This window comes from Flavobacterium sp. GT3P67 (assembly GCF_004349155.1).
Lineage (GTDB): Bacteria > Bacteroidota > Bacteroidia > Flavobacteriales > Flavobacteriaceae > Flavobacterium > Flavobacterium ranwuense.
Map to the genome: position 1 here is coordinate 180,591 of NZ_SMLF01000007.1, position 20,226 is coordinate 200,816.

General features: G+C 30.7%; 12 protein-coding genes. 1 reads left to right on the forward strand and 11 read right to left on the reverse strand.

The genetic code is table 11. The features are described from left to right. Positions 1-38: 38 nt before the first annotated feature. Positions 39-440 (forward strand): helix-turn-helix domain-containing protein, encoded by a 402-nt coding sequence (locus tag E0H99_RS12545; protein WP_131995994.1) that lies wholly within the window; start codon positions 39-41, stop codon positions 438-440. A 188-nt stretch (positions 441-628) separates the two neighbouring features. Here E0H99_RS12545 and E0H99_RS12550 read toward each other — a convergent pair whose 3' ends face one another. The 11 genes from E0H99_RS12550 to E0H99_RS12605 all read right to left on the reverse strand — a co-directional run bounded on the left by E0H99_RS12550 (position 629) and on the right by E0H99_RS12605 (position 20,197). Next, complete coding sequence (locus E0H99_RS12550) at positions 629-2,293, reverse strand: hypothetical protein (protein ID WP_131995997.1); 1,665 nt, start codon at positions 2,291-2,293, stop codon at positions 629-631. Further along, entirely contained in the window at positions 2,290-3,882 is a 1,593-nt protein-coding gene (locus E0H99_RS12555; protein ID WP_131996000.1) for a hypothetical protein, read from the reverse strand. Before E0H99_RS12555 ends, E0H99_RS12550 begins: the two co-directional genes overlap by 4 nt. 234 nt (positions 3,883-4,116) lie before the next feature. Beyond that, on the reverse strand, positions 4,117-4,824 hold the full coding sequence (locus E0H99_RS12560) for an STING domain-containing protein (protein WP_131996003.1): 708 nt from the start codon (positions 4,822-4,824) through the stop codon (positions 4,117-4,119). Beyond that, the gene (locus E0H99_RS12565; protein WP_131996006.1) at positions 4,824-5,921 is read right to left on the reverse strand and encodes a hypothetical protein; all 1,098 of its coding nucleotides are present in this window, start codon (positions 5,919-5,921) and stop codon (positions 4,824-4,826) included. The genes E0H99_RS12560 and E0H99_RS12565 overlap by 1 nt, the downstream gene beginning before the upstream one ends. A gap of 93 nt (positions 5,922-6,014) precedes the next feature. After that, complete coding sequence (locus E0H99_RS12570; RefSeq protein WP_131996009.1) at positions 6,015-9,470, reverse strand: DEAD/DEAH box helicase family protein; 3,456 nt, start codon at positions 9,468-9,470, stop codon at positions 6,015-6,017. Positions 9,471-9,508: 38 nt separating this feature from the next. After that, positions 9,509-11,710: a DUF262 domain-containing protein gene (locus E0H99_RS12575; protein ID WP_131996012.1), complete on the reverse strand. Its 2,202-nt coding sequence runs from the start codon at positions 11,708-11,710 to the stop codon at positions 9,509-9,511. Beyond that, on the reverse strand, positions 11,700-13,478 hold the full coding sequence (locus tag E0H99_RS12580) for a DUF262 domain-containing protein (RefSeq protein WP_131996015.1): 1,779 nt from the start codon (positions 13,476-13,478) through the stop codon (positions 11,700-11,702). The genes E0H99_RS12575 and E0H99_RS12580 overlap by 11 nt, the downstream gene beginning before the upstream one ends. A 16-nt stretch (positions 13,479-13,494) precedes the next feature. Beyond that, a complete protein-coding gene (locus tag E0H99_RS12585) occupies positions 13,495-14,661 on the reverse strand; it encodes a restriction endonuclease subunit S (RefSeq protein ID WP_131996018.1) in 1,167 nt (388 codons plus the stop codon). Between the two features lie 329 nt (positions 14,662-14,990). After that, positions 14,991-16,544: a class I SAM-dependent DNA methyltransferase gene (locus tag E0H99_RS12595; RefSeq protein WP_131996021.1), complete on the reverse strand. Its 1,554-nt coding sequence runs from the start codon at positions 16,542-16,544 to the stop codon at positions 14,991-14,993. A gap of 6 nt (positions 16,545-16,550) precedes the next feature. Further along, on the reverse strand, positions 16,551-17,732 hold the full coding sequence (locus E0H99_RS12600; RefSeq protein ID WP_131996024.1) for a hypothetical protein: 1,182 nt from the start codon (positions 17,730-17,732) through the stop codon (positions 16,551-16,553). A gap of 2 nt (positions 17,733-17,734) precedes the next feature. Continuing rightward, entirely contained in the window at positions 17,735-20,197 is a 2,463-nt protein-coding gene (locus tag E0H99_RS12605) for an N-6 DNA methylase (RefSeq protein ID WP_131996027.1), read from the reverse strand. Between the last annotated feature and the right edge of the window lie 29 nt (positions 20,198-20,226).

Consider the following 20,226-nt stretch of genomic DNA (forward strand, 5'->3'; position numbering starts at 1 on the left):
AGCCTTTTTTTTAAATGATTTTTAAATACCTTTGAGTTATGAACACAGCAACAAAACCAAAACATATTGGCAGAAATATCAGCCGAATTAGAGAACTAAAAGGTATGAAGCAAGAAGCCCTTGCTACTGCAATTGGTGTTAGTCAGCAGTCTGTTTCTAATATCGAAGCAAGTGAAACAATTGAAGAAGAAAAATTAATTGAAGTTGCAAAAGCTCTTGGTGTGACCACAGAAGCAATAAAAAACTTTTCGGAAGAAGCTATGATTAATTATTTCAATACCTTTACTGATACTGATTTCAGTAATAGTCAGGGTGCATTTGGTCATAATCATCAATGCACATTTAACCCTCTTGATAAAGTAGTTGAGTTGTACGAACGTTTAGTGCAGGCAGAAAAAGACAAAGTCGAGTATTTGGAAAAACTACTAAAAGGAAAATAAACTATATAGAAAACAAAATAATTCAAAAAATGAGACTTGATAGGTCTCATTTTTTTATTTAGGAATACTTTATGTGAAATATTAATAACAAACAATAAGATGGACAAAAACCATTAAACTTCATGTAAAAAAGGAATTGACAACAGTGAGAGCGGACGAGGTTTTCTTGGAAAAGTAATGATAAGTCGTCAGTTTAAAAATTCTCTCCAAAATAAAGGCAATAAGTTTGAGCGATAATGTCTTGATGATAAATAACCTAAATAATAGAAATATTGTGAGAAGATTGAGAACTCTTTTTCCTCACAAAATAATGTCTTTTCTTCAAGCATTTCCTTTTTATATTTTTCAACGTCATCATATAATTCAATCGAGCATTTTGCATGTCCACTTTTTCTACTCATATTGGTGGTATATAAAAAGTCTTCTGAAGTGGATTCAGGAAACCAAATCTGCAAATCAATTTCTGGATAGTTTTCAGAGATCATTTTTTTTACTAAATCATAAAGTCCTGGTTCATTTAAAATTACAGCCCATTCGGCTAATAAGGGAAGTAACATAGAGGAATGTGGCTCCGAAATACTATTGCCTAAATGTATGTTTGCGAGTTCTTCGTAATCAGTTCTAAATAGAGGAATAAATTTTTTTAATTTGAAAGAGTCATTTAAACCTAAAATTATATCAGCAATCCATTTTTTTGCAAATTCAAATTCTTTAGCCTTGTGCATAAGGATTAATGCTAAGGAGATTTCTATCAAATGCTCATCATATTCTGGATACTTAGATGGGGGATTATAAGAAATTAAGAATTTTAATCCTATGACATATTCATTTGCATTAGAAAAGCAAGTATTTGCATAATCAGTGTTACCTATTGCTGATTGAATTTGACCTTCAGCTACTTCTGATAATGCTATGGAACTTAGGATCCCTATTTGTTCCCAAATAGTTAAGGAATATTCTAATTGATTTCGGGAGTATTTGAACAAACTGTGTTTAATATACAAATGTTCTCTAATTTTTAGAAAATATTCACGGCCAATAGTGATTTTTAAACTATGGATATTATAAAACTCGTCTAAGACATAATTATTCTTTAATAAATCATTTTCCCGTATCCAATTCCATGTCAACAATAGAGTTCGCTCTGAAGCTATAATGGATTGTTTTAAATTCTGGGCATCCTTTGACCATTTATGGATTACGCTGAAACATACCCGAACAATTCTTAATATTTTGAGAATTTCTTTTTTCTTAGCAGTTTTGCTTTCAAATAGCTTTTCTAACAATAAGTAATAATGATTACAATCGTAATCTTCTAAATCAATGAAAGCAAGGGTTTTGCGCAGTAATATTTTAAAATCATTTGGAAATATCTGTTCAGGTAACAAGTATTTGTCAATATCGGATGCTATTTGGTCAATACCCCAAAAATCAAACTCAATTTTATTAGGTTGGGTATTTTCATCTCGATAACTATTCCAGTTAAATTGTACTGTTTGCTCCAGAACACCATTCGTAGCCACAATGATTTTTTTGGGTAATACATTTTGACTTTTCGTAAGTACTTTTGGAATGTAAAAATCTAAAATCTCGTTTAGAGTCGGTCTTATAGAAGTTGGGTTAGTGTCCCAGATATTTCTGGTAATATTACCCTGTTTGACTGCAAATAAAAATACCTTTTTAATTCCATCCTCATCAACACCAATAGCAGAAATATCCACTCCAAACTGTCTTCCTCTTTGAGGCTTGGAAATAGGGATTATATTCATACTAAAAAGAAGATCTGTAATTAATGAATCTAATTCACCATCTTCTTTTAGTAATTCCAAATATTCTTTTAAAACAAATTTCATATTTCTCTTGTATAATTTCGATAGATTGTCCTGAGTTTTTCTTGTCCAATAGCATCTATAAATTCTCCTCTAGGAAGTTCAGCACTGGATTGAATTCGAGACATTTCTGTTTTTTCCGTATATATGCCTTCATGTTTAGAAAACATCCCTTTTCCTGTCCTAAGCTGAATGTTTTTACACATATTTAAAAAAGAATGTTTATTATCAGTGGTTTCTTTTAGTTTTATTTGGAACTCCTTTTGATGAATGCCATTATAAATTTTAAGCCTTTTGTCTGATGGATTGAATTCATTTATGAAGTCCAGCTGATTAATTTTTTCAAAATACTCTTTGTTGATTTCTATTATTTCGTTGACTACTTTTTGGACTTTTTTAGAAGATTTTTTTTTCTCTTCTTCAAGATATTCAATTGTAGAAGGATAATTGAATACTATATATTCATTGAAAATGGATTTTATAAAATTAACACAATCCACATCATCAATTTTTACTTTTAGTATTGAAAATATTGACGAACGTATAAGCTCTTTAAAGTAAATATATCCAACAATTTTTATTACAATGAACTGAATTTCTTTGTAATTAAGCTGACCAAGATAATTCTCATCTAATTCTAGATTTTTGAACTCATAGTGAGGGGCTTCCATTATTAATTTGCTGATAGCTTTATGAAAAACAGGATCATCAGTATTAAGCCAAGAGGAGACCATTTTTTTAAAATAATTGCTGTTTTTTGAATGTAGTTCCTCGAAAGTATTACTGAATTTAATGATTTCTCCTGCCCTTTTTTTGTCAAATAATAACCATTCTTTCAAGAATCTATCTATTAGTTCAGGACTATCAATTACAAACTTTTGAAACACTAAATGATTTAATAAACTGATAATATTGTGATATTTGGGATCAATTGTTTTAAGATTAAACAGGAGTATTTCATAGATTTCGGGATTATTTGAATATTTCAATTCGTAGCTAAGAAGTCTGGTAATTTCATATAGAACCTCTTGGGAATCTAACTTTGATAATGAAATTAAATTCTCTTTAGCTTCTGGTAAAACCTTGATAAATTTTCCGAGCACTCTAATAATATAGCTAAAAAATATTGTAATACTATTCTTAATATCAGTTTTAATCAAATTATAGATATATCCCCTAAAATCTTGGTTTTGGTTTAATTCCTCTTCTTTAAAAGTTATCAAAAAAGCATATCCCTGTTTTTTTAATTCGTCCAATTTATTTTCTAATAAAAACTTGGCTTCTTTAAATTTATTGAATTCGGTATTTGATTTACTTATTCCATCCAAAGTGCTTGGGACTAGTGTCAATACTTCCTTATTCTCAATTTTTATCAGTTTACTGAATAGTTCAATACCTTTATTGGGCTGGAATTCAGAAAGTTTACTTACTGCATCATAGATTTGGTACGATAGAGCGTTTTTTTCAATTTGCTTAAATATCTTTGGTAAAAGAGCTACAAAACAATCAATATCGATGTCTTCCTGATATAAATCATTGCAAAATGAACGGTAGTTATTCCAAAACTTATTTTTGCGCATTGAATTTTCCAAATTATATAAAATTACACTCATGTTTCTCAAAAATTTAATTAATAATTTGAAATTTTACTAAAGATATCTGACACAACTAGATTAACTGTACTAATTGGGTGGATAAGTCTGATAAATGTCAGGCATTTTCTGCCTTAAATATAGAAACAATTCATTATAAATAATCAGAGCAACTTTTTATTATTTTATACTTTGGTACTTTTAATACTGTTCATTGTGTTAAGAACCAAATGTATCTAAAATGAAATGTAAAGACTAAAACAAATTTAAATCTCCATCACAAAATTTAATATTTTCGTAAATTCTTTTTTCTTTAGTAAGTTCTTCTACTTTTTTGTAAAATTTAGTGATTAGACCAATACCTAATTCTGTTTTTAATTTGTCTGGCGAAGTATTAGGTTTAGATTCTGCTTTATAATCTATATAATTCAATAAAGACAAAAGTGTATTTGGAAAATCAAAATAAATTTGTTTGTTTTCATTTTTCTGAATTGTTAAAATATCCCTAGCTCTAGCTTGCTTCAGATTTAACTTAACTTCTTGTAATAAATATTTTTTGTTACGCAGATCTGCTTTTATTACATCAATATTACTAGCTTCAAGTTCATTGATTTTATTTGGTTTGTAAATACATAAATTTGGATTTTTTATTCCATCTTCTTTTAATTGTGTTATCACCGGTAAAAGAAAATTATTTACATACCCAAGTGCCAATACATCAGCTGGTGAATATTCTGTTCTTTCAAAAAGCTTTCTGTTTAGTTGGTTTAATGTCACAGCAAAAAACGAAACTATAGTAACTAAAGCTTCTAAATCAATATTTTCAAATTTAGGTATGGCTTTTTTTAATAACCAAAAAATAATAATTATAGCGGTAATAGTATTTAAGAGATAACTTAAATAGGTGAAAATTTTGATATTACTGGTAGCTAAATCTAAAAGAGAATTTTGTAATTTTTTCATTATATAAGTTGTTTATTAAGAAGGTTTAAATCGATTATAATTTGATTAATTTCCGCCTGTAAAAAGCGAATTTCTTGAAGTTTTTTATCACAATCTTTTTCAAAAATTGTTTCAGTACCATCAACTGATTTGATATTGTCTCTATACGATTTATCAATTAAAATTCGAATTAATTCGTCATTAATTACTGTAACAAGTTCCAAAAAGTGAGCATATTGATATTTTGCTACATCGATATTGAAACAAATTGCATTAATATGAAAGCTTCTGATTGCTCCTTTATTATCAATATTATCACAATCAAATTTGACGTTTTTAATAAAACGAATCATATTTTTCAATCTACCATTAGTGAGAATGCTTCTTTCATTGATACGTTTTATGCTCCAAAATGGATAATCTACATTTGAAAGCTTGTGTAATTCTTTATTGTAGATTTGTATCCCTCTTCGATAATCACGATTAGTTTTCATATAATCAACACCTTTATAGTATGTTGCAGTAACTACATCAACATCTCTTTTAGGTGAACTAACTTGAACATAAATTGAATTAACCTTTTCAACATCAACCTCTTTATAGGTAGAGGCCAAGACTTCTTCGGATTTTTTTCTAATATTTTTAAGATCAGTTAATTGATTGCCTTCATATTGTGAAAAATCCTCTGAATGTTTCTTTAGATTTTTATACTCAATAGAATTTAAAGTATTAGGATTTGCAAGAGTGTTTTTAAGACCGATATGATCAACCCCTTTAGATTTATTGGTAATCTGTACTAAATCAATATCATTATCTTTAAGAATGTGGGTATTGGTCATCACTGATCCTTGCCTTTCAAAATGCACCTCTGAACTGTGACTACGTTTTAAATGTTCTTCTACCTGATTTGCTGCCGTTTTACTATTGTTTGTGTATTCTTGAGCAACACCTTTCATCGCTTTTTGTACATAAACATATACTTCAGCTGTTTTTAATTTTTTATTTTCAAACAGTAATGAAGTAACATTTTCTTCAGCGAATAATGCTTTCATTGTGAAAGAATCGGGATTGGTCCTTTGATTGATTTTTTGAATTAATTCGTCATACCTTTTAGTCATTATATATCAGTTTTAAAGTTTACTTCTGCAAAGAAAAGTACTCTTTGTGCAATATAAGTGCACAGTAATAAAGTTTCTGATTTTATGGACTAATTAACCAATTAAAGCATTTTGATTAACCACTTTTAGTAAATTGATTATTTTATGAATTTTGTCGTCTTCATCTTGAAAAATGCCAATTATACCATTGTCATTTTCGGTATTAAATGGACTTTGAGTTAGCATTTTGGTGTCAAGAATTCCATTTTTATTAAGATAATCAATGATGGTATTTACAAAAGTAATTTGATTGGCATTCAAATTTTCTTCCTGAATAAAAGTGGCAAAATGTTTGTTGGCTGCTTCAATATCCAAGCCTAAAATCTTTCTAACAAACATTCCTAAAGGCTGTTCTTCATATTCTTCGAACAATCGTTCTTTACTTTCAGCTTCCTTCATTAAGAATTGTTCGAGTAGCTCCAATTCTGAAGGTGTGATTGGAATATTTTTATACAATTTATCAATCACCAAGTGTGTTCTGTTTTTTCGTATAAATGACTCAACACGATCTTTATAACTTTGCAGACGTTTGTAGCTGGCTAAAATATCTGTTTCTTTAACATTGGCTTCAATTAGTTCATCTTCAAAATCAGAATAAACAGGCTTTACTTTATCATCATCTTTTAAAAACTGAATTAATCCTCTTAACTCTGTTCTTAATTGCTCTAATTTATCCAAAGAAATAGTTGACCAATATTCAGCAGTTTTAATTTTGTTGATTGTTTCAATATGCTGACCAACAGCAGGAATATTTCTTTTTACAAATAATAATTCTCCGATATTAGAAATATTTTGTATCAGTGAAACTTGTCTTTTCGATTGTTTAAGTAAGGCTAGTTGCAGTTGGTAAATTAACCTGTCAAATTGTTTAGCAAACTCATCTTTGTCTTCTGTATAGGCAATCAAGTGTGATAGATGCGTTTGAATATCTAAAATATCTGATTGGTTTAAACTATTCCAGTTTTCTCTTTTGCTATACTTAAGAACAAACTCCAAGTGCTTTTTTACTTCAAATCGACTTTGATCTAGTTCTATGATTTTTTGATGTAAAGCATTGGTGTATTCTTTTGCTATTAATTCATCACTTTCAGTAACTTCTTGACTGTTTTGAATTGTAGTTATAATTTCTAACTGTCCTTCAAATAATTGTTGTGATAAGGGTTTAGCTGTTGAGCCTTCATAACCGTTAGGAAATTCTTCAAAAAACTCAAAGTTACCACAAATGTCAAAGATTAAAAAGAACTCTTTATCTAATCCTTGACCAAAAATATTCGGACATTTGCGCGTACCTCTTCCTATCATTTGCCAATATTTGGAATAGGATTTTACTTCTTTGAAAAATACTAAATTTAAGGCTCTCGGTGCATCTACACCGGTATCCATCATATCTACTGAAACGGCAATTTGTGGTTCTAAATCATCACCTTTGAAGTAGCAGAATTTTTCCAGTAAATCTTGTGCTTTATCTTCATAATTATCGATGACCCTTAAAAAGGTACCACCAAATTCAGGATAGTTTTTATTAAAGCGTTGTTCTATAAAAATGGCATGAGTGTGATTTTTAGCAAAAATGATAGTTTTACCTAATTTGTCACCACTTTCCACACGTTGTCCAAAGCGCATTATATAATCTAAAACGGTATCAACGGTATCATTATTAAATAAAAAAGAATTGATTTGTGTTTTGGATATTTCGGCTATTCCAGTTTCTTTTTCGTCAGCAGGTACACCAAATAATTCTTCATAACGTCTTTTGTCTTTTTCACTTAATTCCGAATATTTCACTCCTTTTCGTGGAAATTTAACGGGTACTTTATATGATTTTGGAGGCACTAAATGTTTTTCGGAAACAGCGCGATCTAATTCGTAAGAAAATGTTGGTACATCATCTTCAATTTCAAAAAGACTATAGGTATTTTTATCGATGTCTTTTTTTGGCGTAGCCGTAAGACCTACTAATATTGAATCAAAATAATCAAATATTGCCTGATATTTTTGATAAATCGAACGGTGGGCTTCGTCAATAATGATTACATCAAAATGTCCAATACCATAAAAGCGTTCGTCTTCATTTTTTAATGAATCAATTTTGTTTAGAATCGTCGGGTAAGTAGAAAACACAACACGAGTTCCCAATTCTTCTTTTTCTTTGGTTAAATCAACTGCCGAAAGATGGGATAAATGTTCTTTAAAAGCATTTTTGGCTTGAGTAACTAATGCATTCCTATCAGCAAGAAATAAGATTCTTTTTGCCCAGTTGCATTTGGTAAACATATCTACAATAGCTGCTGCGGTTCGGGTTTTTCCGCTGCCAGTTGCCATTACCAGTAATGCTTTTCTATTTTTGCCTCTTAATGCATTATGTTGAGTAGTGACCAATGTTTCAGCAACACGTTTTACGGCTTCTAATTGATAAGGTCTTTCAATAATACTCGTATTTACGACAAAGTTTCTTAAATCCTGACGCTCGTGACGGCGTCTGATAAGTATTTGTAGTTCTTCTTTGGTATAAAACCCCTGAACCAATCGCTCGGGATAAAATTGGTCGTCCCAAAGATGTGTTTGAAATCCATTTGTATAAAAAATGATTGGGCGCTGGCCTGTCTTTTTTTCTAAGCAATCCGCGTATAAAGTAGCTTGATGTTTGCCTTTTCGGGCATCGTGTAACGTGCTTTTGGCTTCTATAACAGCCAATGGTTTGCCATTATCATCCCATAAAACATAGTCTACAAATCCTTTTCCTGTTGGATTAGTAGTTAAAGGCATTCCAATCACTTCATATTCTAATTCTGTGCCATTACGAAGGTTGTCCCAGCCTGCTTCTTTAAGTAATAAATCAATTAATACTAATCGGGTTTGATGTTCTGATGTTAATTCGGGAATGGCTTCCTCAAAAGTAAATTCCTGACTTCTATTTTCTTTACGCTCAGCAATTAACTGTTTTTGGTCGTTTAATTGCTTTTTAAGTGACTCGTTTTCTTCAGCTAGAAGTTGTTGTTTTTTTTCTAAACGCTTAGCTTCTTCCCGCTCTTTTTCGATGACTGCAGCCAATTCTTGTAACTGCTTACTATTTTTATCGTTGGTATCTCCATAGGGAATATAACGTTCGTCAAATGATGTAATATCGGGATTGGTTTCGCTGTAATATTTACTTAGCCAAGATAAAAAGCGAAAGGTGTTTTTTAATGATTGTAAAGCTTCTAAAGCTCGTACGGTTTTACCATGAGCGGCATTGTTACCATATAAGCGGACAACATCTAGCTCTACCAACATACTTGGTTTGAGAATAGCTTTAAAGCTATCATTGTGTAATAAAGCACCTAGCTTAGTGTCATAAGGTAACTCTAAATCATCATCATTTTTATACAACCAGAATATGGTTTTCTCCAAGGTACTTCTGCACAACAGTGCCGCATAGCGGGGTGCTGTGAAAGTGTTTTTTTCGGCTTCTTGAACTTCTTTGTAGATTTCAGGAAACTCTTTTTGAAGAAAACTAAAGTTGGTTTGCATAGGCTTCACTTGATGCTACTAAAATAGCTTTTTATTCGTTAAAGTTCCATTTGTTCAATTTCTTTTCTGCTTTTTAATTTTATTGCTTCTAATTTTTTACAAATCGAATGTATTAAATTAAAAAAATCTTGTTTGTCTTTTATCGTTGTTTTTAAATGATATCTAGAATTTCTTATTTCAAAATTAAATTCAACTAAAATGTTATTTACTTCTTCAGGATACTCATTTTCATATCGATCATAAAAGCTAATAGAAAAAACTTCATCAAAATAGATGTCTAAAGCAAAATTATGTTTTTCATAAAACCAGTTTTCTATAAAAATGCATGGTTCATCAACTGTTTCAAAATAGACTATTCTATTAAATGGGGCTAAAGGTTTGTTCTCAAAATGTGTTGAATACATATCATAAGTATACAATTCTGCTTTTCTTTTCCAATTATTGGCCGTGCTTCTTGCTAAATATATTTTCTCTCCATTCTTCTTAATTTGATAATTGGAGCAAAAATCTAGTACTTTTGGATTGTCTATAAAAGTTTTTTTCCAATCATTCTCAGAATAATTTTCGATCATTGCTTTTAGATCATTTTCTAAAGATTCAAATTGAACTTGGTCTAACAAACTTTTTAAAACAAGATTTTTTTTATCATCATTAAAAACTTTTCTCCAATTGTCTGCTTTAGCACGGAGACCAGTTTCAAAATTGCAAAATGTTTTACTACTACTAATATCAACTATGTAATATCCCAAAGAGGTTAGTGCCCTTTGAAATAGATAATCTTTATTTCCTTTATAATCGGTAAATAAAGTACTTAATAACAAGGAATAGTTACGGAATTTATCTATACTATATTCTCCATATTCTTTTGAATAATTTAGAATAAATCCAATTTGTCCATCAAAATAAGGATGGTTTTCAATTTTTTCAATTTGATTTTGCCAATCGGTATTTGGCTTCAAAATGAGTTCTGCTTTTAGTCGCTCTTCTTCCTGTTGGTTTTTGATAAAACCCTGAACAAAATCTTTTGATAAAATATGATGGTATATATCATTCAATCCTTCGCTTAGCTGTTTAATTGATCTGATAGCGGTATAAAACTCAGATGGACTTTGAATAAGAGTGTTGTTTATCAAATTTCTACACAAACGCATCCAATTGTGATATATCTCTTTATTAGTTGTAGAAAGTGCTCCTTGTTTTATGAAAAACCTTGTTACAGCATAAAATCGTAAACGCTCCCAATAAGTTATATTTGTAGATTTGATAAAATCGTTAAAATACACCTCGTCGTCTGTATATGATTTTAAAGCATCTAAAATTAATTTTATGTCTTTTATTGGTTGATTCAAATCCTTAAAAACAGCTTCATAATGATTGAATAGGTAAAAATTGTCTAGAAAATTTTTATCAACATCGTTTTCTTCTACATAAAAATTTAATGTTATGTTTGAGAAAAAATTATAAAATTGATTGTCTATTTTTTTAATTTCTAATGTAGATTTTGAGCTTTCTAGTTTCCAAAAAATATCATACCACTCATTATCTAATTTAGATTTTTCATCTATTTCCAAATAATAAGAAAAGTTAGCTTTGAAGTTTTCAAATTCAGTCAAAGGTTTTCCTCTTGAATTCATTTTTATATACAATTCATCCGTTAATTTGAATTTGTCTAAAGGTAAATAGTTGAATGTAATCAAACTTTCAGTACCAAAAAGCTTGTCAAAAACTAAACTGTCAGTATCTGAAAAATGCTCTTGAATAATATTCAACATATTCAATATCGCTTTTATGGTAGGGTCTGATTTCCATGACAATGAGAACCATTTTTGATCTTCAATTTGTAAGCTTAGCAGTTTACTATTGTCAATTTGAGCAATTCCATCGGTTACTATTTTTTTGCAAAAATCTTGAGAACTTGGTCTTGTTTCGTAACTAAAGTTTGCTAAAATATTTTTTATTTCTGGAGTATTCTGACCTTCTTTTGTTGCAATATACCAATGAAGTAAAAAGAGTGTCGTTAAACGTTGTTGTCCATCAAGTGGTACTAACTTAGCATCTACAACTTTACCATATACAAAATCTAAATTTAGTTTTTCATTTGATAGTAATCTGCTTTTTAATTTATTTATAAAAGTGCGAGCAATTCTGCTTTCTTCTGCCCTTCCTTGTGCGTAATCACGTTGGATTATCGGTATTTCAATTTTGTTGTTCGATATAAGTTCCCAAAAACTAGTTTTCATTTCCGTTGGTGTTATTTGGTAAATAATTTTTTAATGTTTTTTCTAACTCTATATAGTAGGCATCTTGATCCTCAGTGTTCCAACTCACATTTTGGTCTACATTACTAGAGTAATATTTCATAAAAACATTTTTAGTTCCAATAGGAATAAAAGAACCTTTTTCGTCTAATTCTTTTATTTTATCTTTTTTAATTGGAAAAATGTTATTGTTCAATGATGAATTATCATTTCTAGTTAATAATGCCATGTTTTGAATTGAATGCTCGATACTTTTGTCTGAATATTTAGAAAATAATTCATTTTGCAAGTCGTTAAATTCGGCATCGTTTACAATGGTTTTTCCAAGTAATTGAGTTATTCTATCAAAAAGAGTAGTATCTTTTTTTGCAAAATAGACTTGTTGCTCTATAAGCAATAAACGTTTTTGTTCTTTTTTTAAACCTTCTGAATTTTGAGCATGTATATGTTCTAAACTCCAATTCTCTTCTTCAAATTTTTCAAAAGGAAATCGATTGTAATTACTTTTCATTGTGGAAATAACATTAAAAAGCAATAGTGCTCTATGCGTTTCATCATAATTGTCATATGATAATTCCTTTAATTCAAGCTTAAATTGCGATCTAATAAGGTTTTTCAAGGATTCTTCAAATTCCGTTTTGGTCTCGTTTTCAGCCAAAGAAAGAATATCCGCTATAGTATTTTTACTTGAGTGAATCAAATAACCTATTAAATGATAATATTCATTATGATTATAAAAATCTAAAAATTGACGGTAATATGTTTTGATTTCATCCCAAAGGAAGGTTTTTGCAGTTTCAACAGTTGCAGAGGTAATAATTGGTACTAATTTATTTACAATTAAGTCATTAAACACATAAAAGGTATATAATTTGTCATCCTTATATTTACTGTCAACCGTTGTTAAATTGACATATTTATCAGCAATCAAATTAAAAATCAATTCAATATGATTAGATCCTTTGTAAGGAGATGACGTTAGAAAATACCAGAAGTTTTTGTTTTGTAATGCATTTTCAATCTGATCCCACTCGTAACCCATTTGTAACTGATGTCTCTTTTTTGTATTTTCGTCTTTATCAGTTATAAAAAACAAAGCTTTGACCAGTTCAGCATTGGTTAAAGCAATTTTTCCCATATTTAATCTCGTAAATATCTCAATTGGTTTTTGCACCTCTTCAGTAACTTCATACCATATAAAACGGATATTATTAGCAATATCTACGTCATCTTGAAAATTTGTTTTTAATAATGTATTTAAAAAATCTCCAACATTTACACCCGGTTTCTCAAACCAAGTTTTAACAGTTAGATAGGCTTGGCTCATATGATAAAAATCAGAATTAGTTTTATCAATTTCAGTTGTGTTTTTGAGCTGATCTAAAAATGCTTTACTACTAAAACCATCTTTTTCTCTAGTTTCATATTCTATAGAATACAGTTTAGAACTTGGAAATAGAATTTTTTTTGCCTCACCCAAATAAGTTAAAATAATGAACAGAGTTGTAAGTCTTTGTTGTCCATCAATTACTTCCCAATTGCCGTCTCTATTAATTACAACAATAGGCTGGAGACAATAAAATTCACCTTCTTCTTTGTTTCGTTTATTATGAAATTCTTGAATATCATTCAATAAATCAGATACTTCTCTGTCTGTCCAGCGATAGCCTCTTTGATAGGAAGGAATGAAGAAATGATTGTTTAAAAAATCTTCTTCTCCTATAGCTTTTAATGTAATCGTATTGTTCATCTCTTTTTGATTTTTTTTAATTCAACTCTCCCTTAAACGCCTGTTGTAACAAACTCTGAAACAATTCCTCGCTTTTTGCCAACGCTTCTTGAACTTGTAGTTTTTGGGTTTCTATAAGTTCTACTCTGTCTGCGAATTGGTTTTGGCGGTTGATTGGAGGATTAATTAATTCATAGTTTTTTAATAATCCTAAATTTAGATTTGGTTGATTTCCACCTCTACCTAAACTTCTTAAATCATCATATAACATAGATAAAGTGTAATAAAGAAATTGAAAATTCATTTTATTGCTTGGCTTCAAAACACAACAAGCTTGATTTGTTGCGGCCTCAATTCCTAAAATTCCAATTTGTCCTCTAGTTTTCCCTTGACCATACATTGCAATGACAATCGATCCTTTTGGAAATAATCTGCAACTTGAATTCTCTAAAGCTTCTTCTGAAATTTTTTCTAAAGTATCATTAATTATCTTTCCATTAACTTCCGTTGTTTTTATCCAAGGAATATTGCCTTTGAAATTATTTTCATTCGTTCTACTAGGTGTGCTACCAGAAGCCATCTTTGAAATTTCTCCTAATCCTATTTTCTCCCATCCCTTTTCATTTTTCACAGGATCACCAAACATATCTAAAAACAAACTTTGTGTCAAGGCATCATATTTCTTGATAAGTTGTTTGTTGTATTGTCGCAGTTCATCAGCTTTGTCGAGGATGTTGGCTATTTTTTGTTGGGCTGGGAGTGGAGGGAGGGGGATTTCTAGATCTTTAACAATTCCAAGTGAAATATTAGAAAGTGCAACACCTACAGCTCTATTAAGTAACTGCTCTTTAATTGTTAAAAACCAATATCTTAAATATTTAATATTTAATTGTTTTTCATCTTTTAAATTAATACCAAGAATGGCTTGATTAGTTGACAACTCAATTTTAGCAATAGCTGTTTTACCAACAGAGCCATACATAGCTAAAAGTAATGTTCCTTTTTTAAAAAATCTACTATTAATGGATTTTAAACCTTCTAACGTTATATGTTCTTCCGTTTTATAAATATAGCCATCATTACTTTTTTCTAAATCACTAATTTTAGACCAAGGAATTGTACCGTTATAATATTCGGATTTACCTCGTGAAGGAGTTCCTCCACTTTGCATATTGCAAAGTTGATCTAGTTTAACTTTTTGCATTAATTCTATATTTTGTAAATTCGTTTTATTAATCAATTTAAAGACGATTAAAGTTAATTGGTTAGAGCACCTGCCTTCTAAGCAGGCGGTCGGTCACAGGTTCGAATCCTTCTGCCATTACAGTTATCAGTTAAAAGATTACTGTTTTGAATCCAGTCAAGGTCACAATTTGAAATTTAGGGTTTTTAGTTCGAACCCTGACTCGTTCACAAACTTACTATACTTTTCAATGACCTCAGGATTCATAATCCTTATGTCATTCTTGTGTTTCGAATCCCTTCCTCTCTGCTATTTTTCCCGGGGTGGAGAATCCCTCTTACTCCGCGTAACTATTCTAACATTTTTTCCAATTCATTCATGGCATTCAAACGTTTTTTGTCTAATTCTTTTATATCTGCAATTAAGGTTTGTGGTTTTTCATAGACCACTTCGTCATAGACAATTTCCTTGTAACGGTTAATGCTGAGGTCGTAATCGTTGGCTAAAATATCAGCTTTTGGAACTAAAAATGATTTTTGAGTTCGGTCAGTGAAGTTTTTGGTTAGTGGTTTTTGGTTAATAGTTTGCCAATCATTTAGAATAAATGGAATATCGCATTTTCCTGTTACTTCCTTAGCGGTTGTTTCTGAATTAGCAAAACAAGCTTCGAGTTGGTCATCAGTAATCAAAGCGTTACGTTTGTCATCTAAGCTAAAACCATCAGCTTGCATATCATAGAACCACACATTGTCGGTCGCACTTGAGTTGGTTTTTGTAAATAATAAAATAGCGGTACTTACACCTGCATAGGGTTTGAAAACACCACTAGGCATAGAAATTACCGCTTGCAGTTGTTGGTTTTCGACCAATTCTTTACGGATGTTTTTGTGTGCACCAGAACTGCCAAAGAGTACCCCATCAGGCACAATTACTGCTGCACGACCACCTAATTTTAGCATTCTTAAAATAAGTGCTAAAAAGAGTAATTCGGTTTTTTTGGTTTTGGTTACTTGCAGTAAACTGCTTTCTACTTCATCATAATCCAATGCTCCCTTAAACGGTGGATTGGCTAATATTAAATTAAATTGTCCGTTTATGTCATTGCTTTCAGCCAAGGCACTTCCTCCAACTAAGTTAGGTTTTTCCATACCGTGCAATTGTAAATTCATAGAAGCAATACGCATCATTGATGGATCAATTTCTAAACCGTTGAACATTGAACTGTTAAAATGGTCCCGGAATTCTTTTTCTAGAAACCAATCTTTGTGATGATCTTGTATGTATTGGCCAGCAGCGACTAAGAAACCTGCAGTTCCTAATGATGGGTCGCAAATAGTATCGGTTTTACTTGGTTGCATTAGCTCCACCATCATACGAATGATATGTCTGGGTGTACGGAATTGTCCGTTGGTACCTGCTTCGGCAATTTTACCCAGCATGTATTCATATAAATCGCCTTTGGTATCTCGATTGTCGAGTGGCAGTTTGTCTATTTGTTGTACTACCTTATCTAAAAGTTTTGGTGTTTCCAACATAAAGGTGGCTCCCTTGATGTATTCAGAAAACTTGCCACCATCGGTACCTAATGTTTTCATGAAATCAAAAACCGTTAAATCATTTAAATGACGTTGCGGTCTGCGGAACAAATCAAACATTACTTCCGGATCTTTGTCTTTGAAATAGCTCCATCGTAATTCTTTTTGCTCATCACTATATATCATTTTCTTGGTAGTCCCACCAAGCATTGCAATCTCTTTCTCGATAAGAATTTGCTTGTCATCTAATTGCTTTAAGAAAATAAGATAAGTAAACTGTTCTATAACGGTCAAAGGGTTGGAAATTCCTCCTGTCCAGAAGTCGTTCCAGATGCGGTCAATTTGTGATTTTAATTCTCCTGTGATCATGGGGTATTATACTATAATTTTATTAACTCTTGTTTTTGTTTCTGATGTTCTGTTATCGACGTACTCTTTAATCTCAACCTCAACTGGTTTTTCATTTACCAATGAATAATTGGTCACTAAATGAGGCGGAATAAAAATATTTTCACCACCTGTATTAGGTTTAAAGAAAGCAAACCCCTTTTGGATGTTTAGGTTAATTACAACACCTGAAATAATTGTATCTAAGGCTGTACTATCACTATCTGAATCATTTTCACCCTTTGACCAATTCTGTGTTGTAGGATTTGAATCTACATATGTTTTAAACCAAACTAAAACGTCTAAAAGTTGAAAAAACACACTTTTGAAAAGGTATGATGTTTTGATAGACTTCACAAATAAATCAATTTCAGATCGGTGTGAACCTGCTTGAGTGACTGACAAGATACTTCTTAAGTAAAAAGCAATTTGTTTTGGTAAATGAGTTTCCTCTAGATGTTGATGACCTTTTTCTATGAAAAATGTACCATCAGGACTCTTACCTGCTAAAAACTTACTAGCTTCATTTAAGGAGACACTTGGCGTGATGAATTCGCTTGGTAATAAGCTAAATTTAACAAATGCCATAAAGAGATCTTCTACAATTTTTCTTATTGTATTGAAGTGATTATCAATATTTGTTTCATCATTTACCTTCAAGAGATTTAAAATATCTTGTCCTGCTATTTCACCTATATATTTTTCTGTACAAACATCAAAAACACGCTTGTAAGCATGGCGAAGTTGAGTGTCCTGTTGATTTGCAGCTGCATTTTTTATGTCTACAAACAATCGTTCAATATCTTCATCACTTCCTTTTTTGTAAACCTTCTTGAAGGCCTTATTAAAAGTACTATCCTCATAGGCTTCTGCTTGACCAGTAAGGACAAAAATTTCGAACTTCTTCTTCAATTGCAATAATTGTTCTTTCGCTCTATGAACATTATCAGTATCTTCTGAACCTTTGATATCGTCTTCATTCTCTAAAAACTTAGCATCTAATAAAACTCCATCATAGAAAGGATAGTTTTGTTCTAATTCGCTCATTCCGGCATTCAATGATTTGAAGGGAACTAATTGTATTCCGTTTCTTTTGGCGCGACCTTTGGTTCCAGTGAGCGTTTCATGCTCATCATCAATCCATAATAAATTGTACACTATATCTTCCATAATTAATTAATCAATTTGATTGAAAATTGAAATTTAAACTTTACCGGATAAATAGGATCTTCATTTAAAGATAATTCCCAATCCGGATTATTAAAATCAAAGGCAATTCTATGTATATCATAGCCGCCTAAACCACTACCTGAACTTTTATCTGCCGTTGAGTATTTGGCAATAAACTTTTCTCTGTCAAAATTTTTAGGAAAAGGTTTTCCGTTATTTTTAACTTCAATAACTAGAAAACCATCTACTTCAGTTAATTCAATAACTACTTCATTTACAATCTCTTTTATGTCAAAAGCATATTTATTTGCGTTTGTTAAAAGATTATCGAGTAAGGTTTTAAATAGCGTTCTGTTTGCAAAGATACCTCGCTCTTTTGTGTTTTCAGCCTTTAAAAGCAACTTCTTAATCTTAAAGTTAAATCCATTATTAGATAAATCGTTAATGATGCTATTAATATCAGAAAGCGGAATAACTTGCTTTTCGTATGCTGATAAAACAAGACCATTTTCCCCTTTTTCTAAAACTTCAGTAATAAAGTTCACATCTCGTTTGATTTCTTTAAGAACAGACATCATGTCAACATCATAAAATTCAACAAATGCCTTATTCATCTCTTCAAAACCAGTCTGATTATTATTAATGAAATCCAATAAATTGTCGGACCAATCTAAAATATTTTGTCTTGGTCTTCCAAGAGTATGCTTTAGTGAAGCAAATTCATTAAAATCCTTAACAGCCTTTCCATGAGCTAATGCATTTCTTTCCTCTTGAAGCGTCTTAATTTTGTTTGCTAATTCATAAATTCCTTGGACTTTTGCCCTTTGTTCCTCTAGGGAAGGCAATTTAATTGCAACTTCGAGTAAATCATTCTGGCGAATAAATGGAATAGTAGCACCTAAACGATAAGAATCCAATTGCTTCTGAACATATGCTGACTGAAGCTCATTGATTAAATAAGCTTTATCAACTCTTGATTCATCAACTTTAGCAGAAAATATATCCTGACTTTTGAAAATTGGGTTACTCTTAAACTCAAAAAATGTTGGCTTTAATGTTTTCCAACGAATTGCCAATAATAAACATGATTCATTTATTTGATGAATAATATGTCGTCTATTTAACTCTGTTTCTTCAACGGCTTTATCATCCAATAAAAAATCTACATTATCATCTTTTAAATCTCGAATACGAATTAGTTTTCCAATTTCAGGTAAATTACCTCTTTGTCCTCTAAAAGGTTCGATAATATCACCCAGTTTAACCCCTTCAAAATGTTCTTGAAAATAGCGTGCAACACTCAGGTTATAGTCGTTAGTACGAATTTGTTGGTTATCTATAATTCGAATGACATCATTATCGACTATTTCATCGTGAATAAAGTCAATTAACTTATTATCATCTAATACTTTTAGTCTTGAGTCGACATTCGATACAAAACTTGTAGCATCTACGAACTTAACTTTTCCAGTTAATAATTTCGAATTATTAATAACTAGAATTGTTAATGGAATTCCAGTATTTAATAACAAACCGCTTGGCAATGAGACAATACTTTCAATTAAATCTTTCTCAATTAGAAACTCTCTTAATCTGTGCTCTTGCATTCCTCTAAACAAGAATCCTTGTGGTAAAAGTGCAATCAATTTACCATCTTGTTTTAAAGATTGAACCCCTTTATCTATTAAAAAATGTTCAATTGTTCTATACTGGACAGCAATATCTTTATAACGATTATCAAGTCGAATACCATATGGAGGATTGGAAATAATTAAATCATACTTTTCTGAACTGTTAGGCCAGTTTAAAATAGAATCTTCACAAAGATATGCTGAATCCACAGGCTTGTTGTATGCCATAAGTCTTAAAGCACCCAAAACCCAAGTTTGTGGATTAAGTTCTTGACCAAAATAGTTTTGAGAACGGTTAAGATTAACACCAAAAGAAGCTAGTCCTGCAAAAGGATTGTAAACTCTTGAATCCATTTTTAAGTTAGCCAGACCATTCATAAAACGTGTTAACTCAACAGGTTGAATAAATTCGCCAGCATAACGCCCGTGAGAATGAGCAATCCTATAAATTACATCGTCAACTACACTTGGAAAATATTCCGAAAGCATTTCTTCTTCAATTTGAAAAAGATGAAAGTTTAAATAACTAAGTGGTTGACTAAATACTTTTGATAAAGAATCACTAAGTACATCAAAAATCATTAAATAAATATCCTTAGTCTCTGTATTTAGATTTGACTCTAAAATGAGTATTTTAAGATCTGAAAGACTAAAATTATTAGTGAACGTTTTTTCACTAATTACACCATCTTTATATAATGTCACAAGCAGAAGAACAATTTGTACAGAATCCTCTAAATGATTTAATTTAGGATTTGTTCTAAAAGCATCGAAAATACCAAAAATTTTGAATGAGATAACTTCCACTGGGTTTGAGTATACTACTTTCGCCATAAATTCAATTGTTTTTTAATTACAGTTCA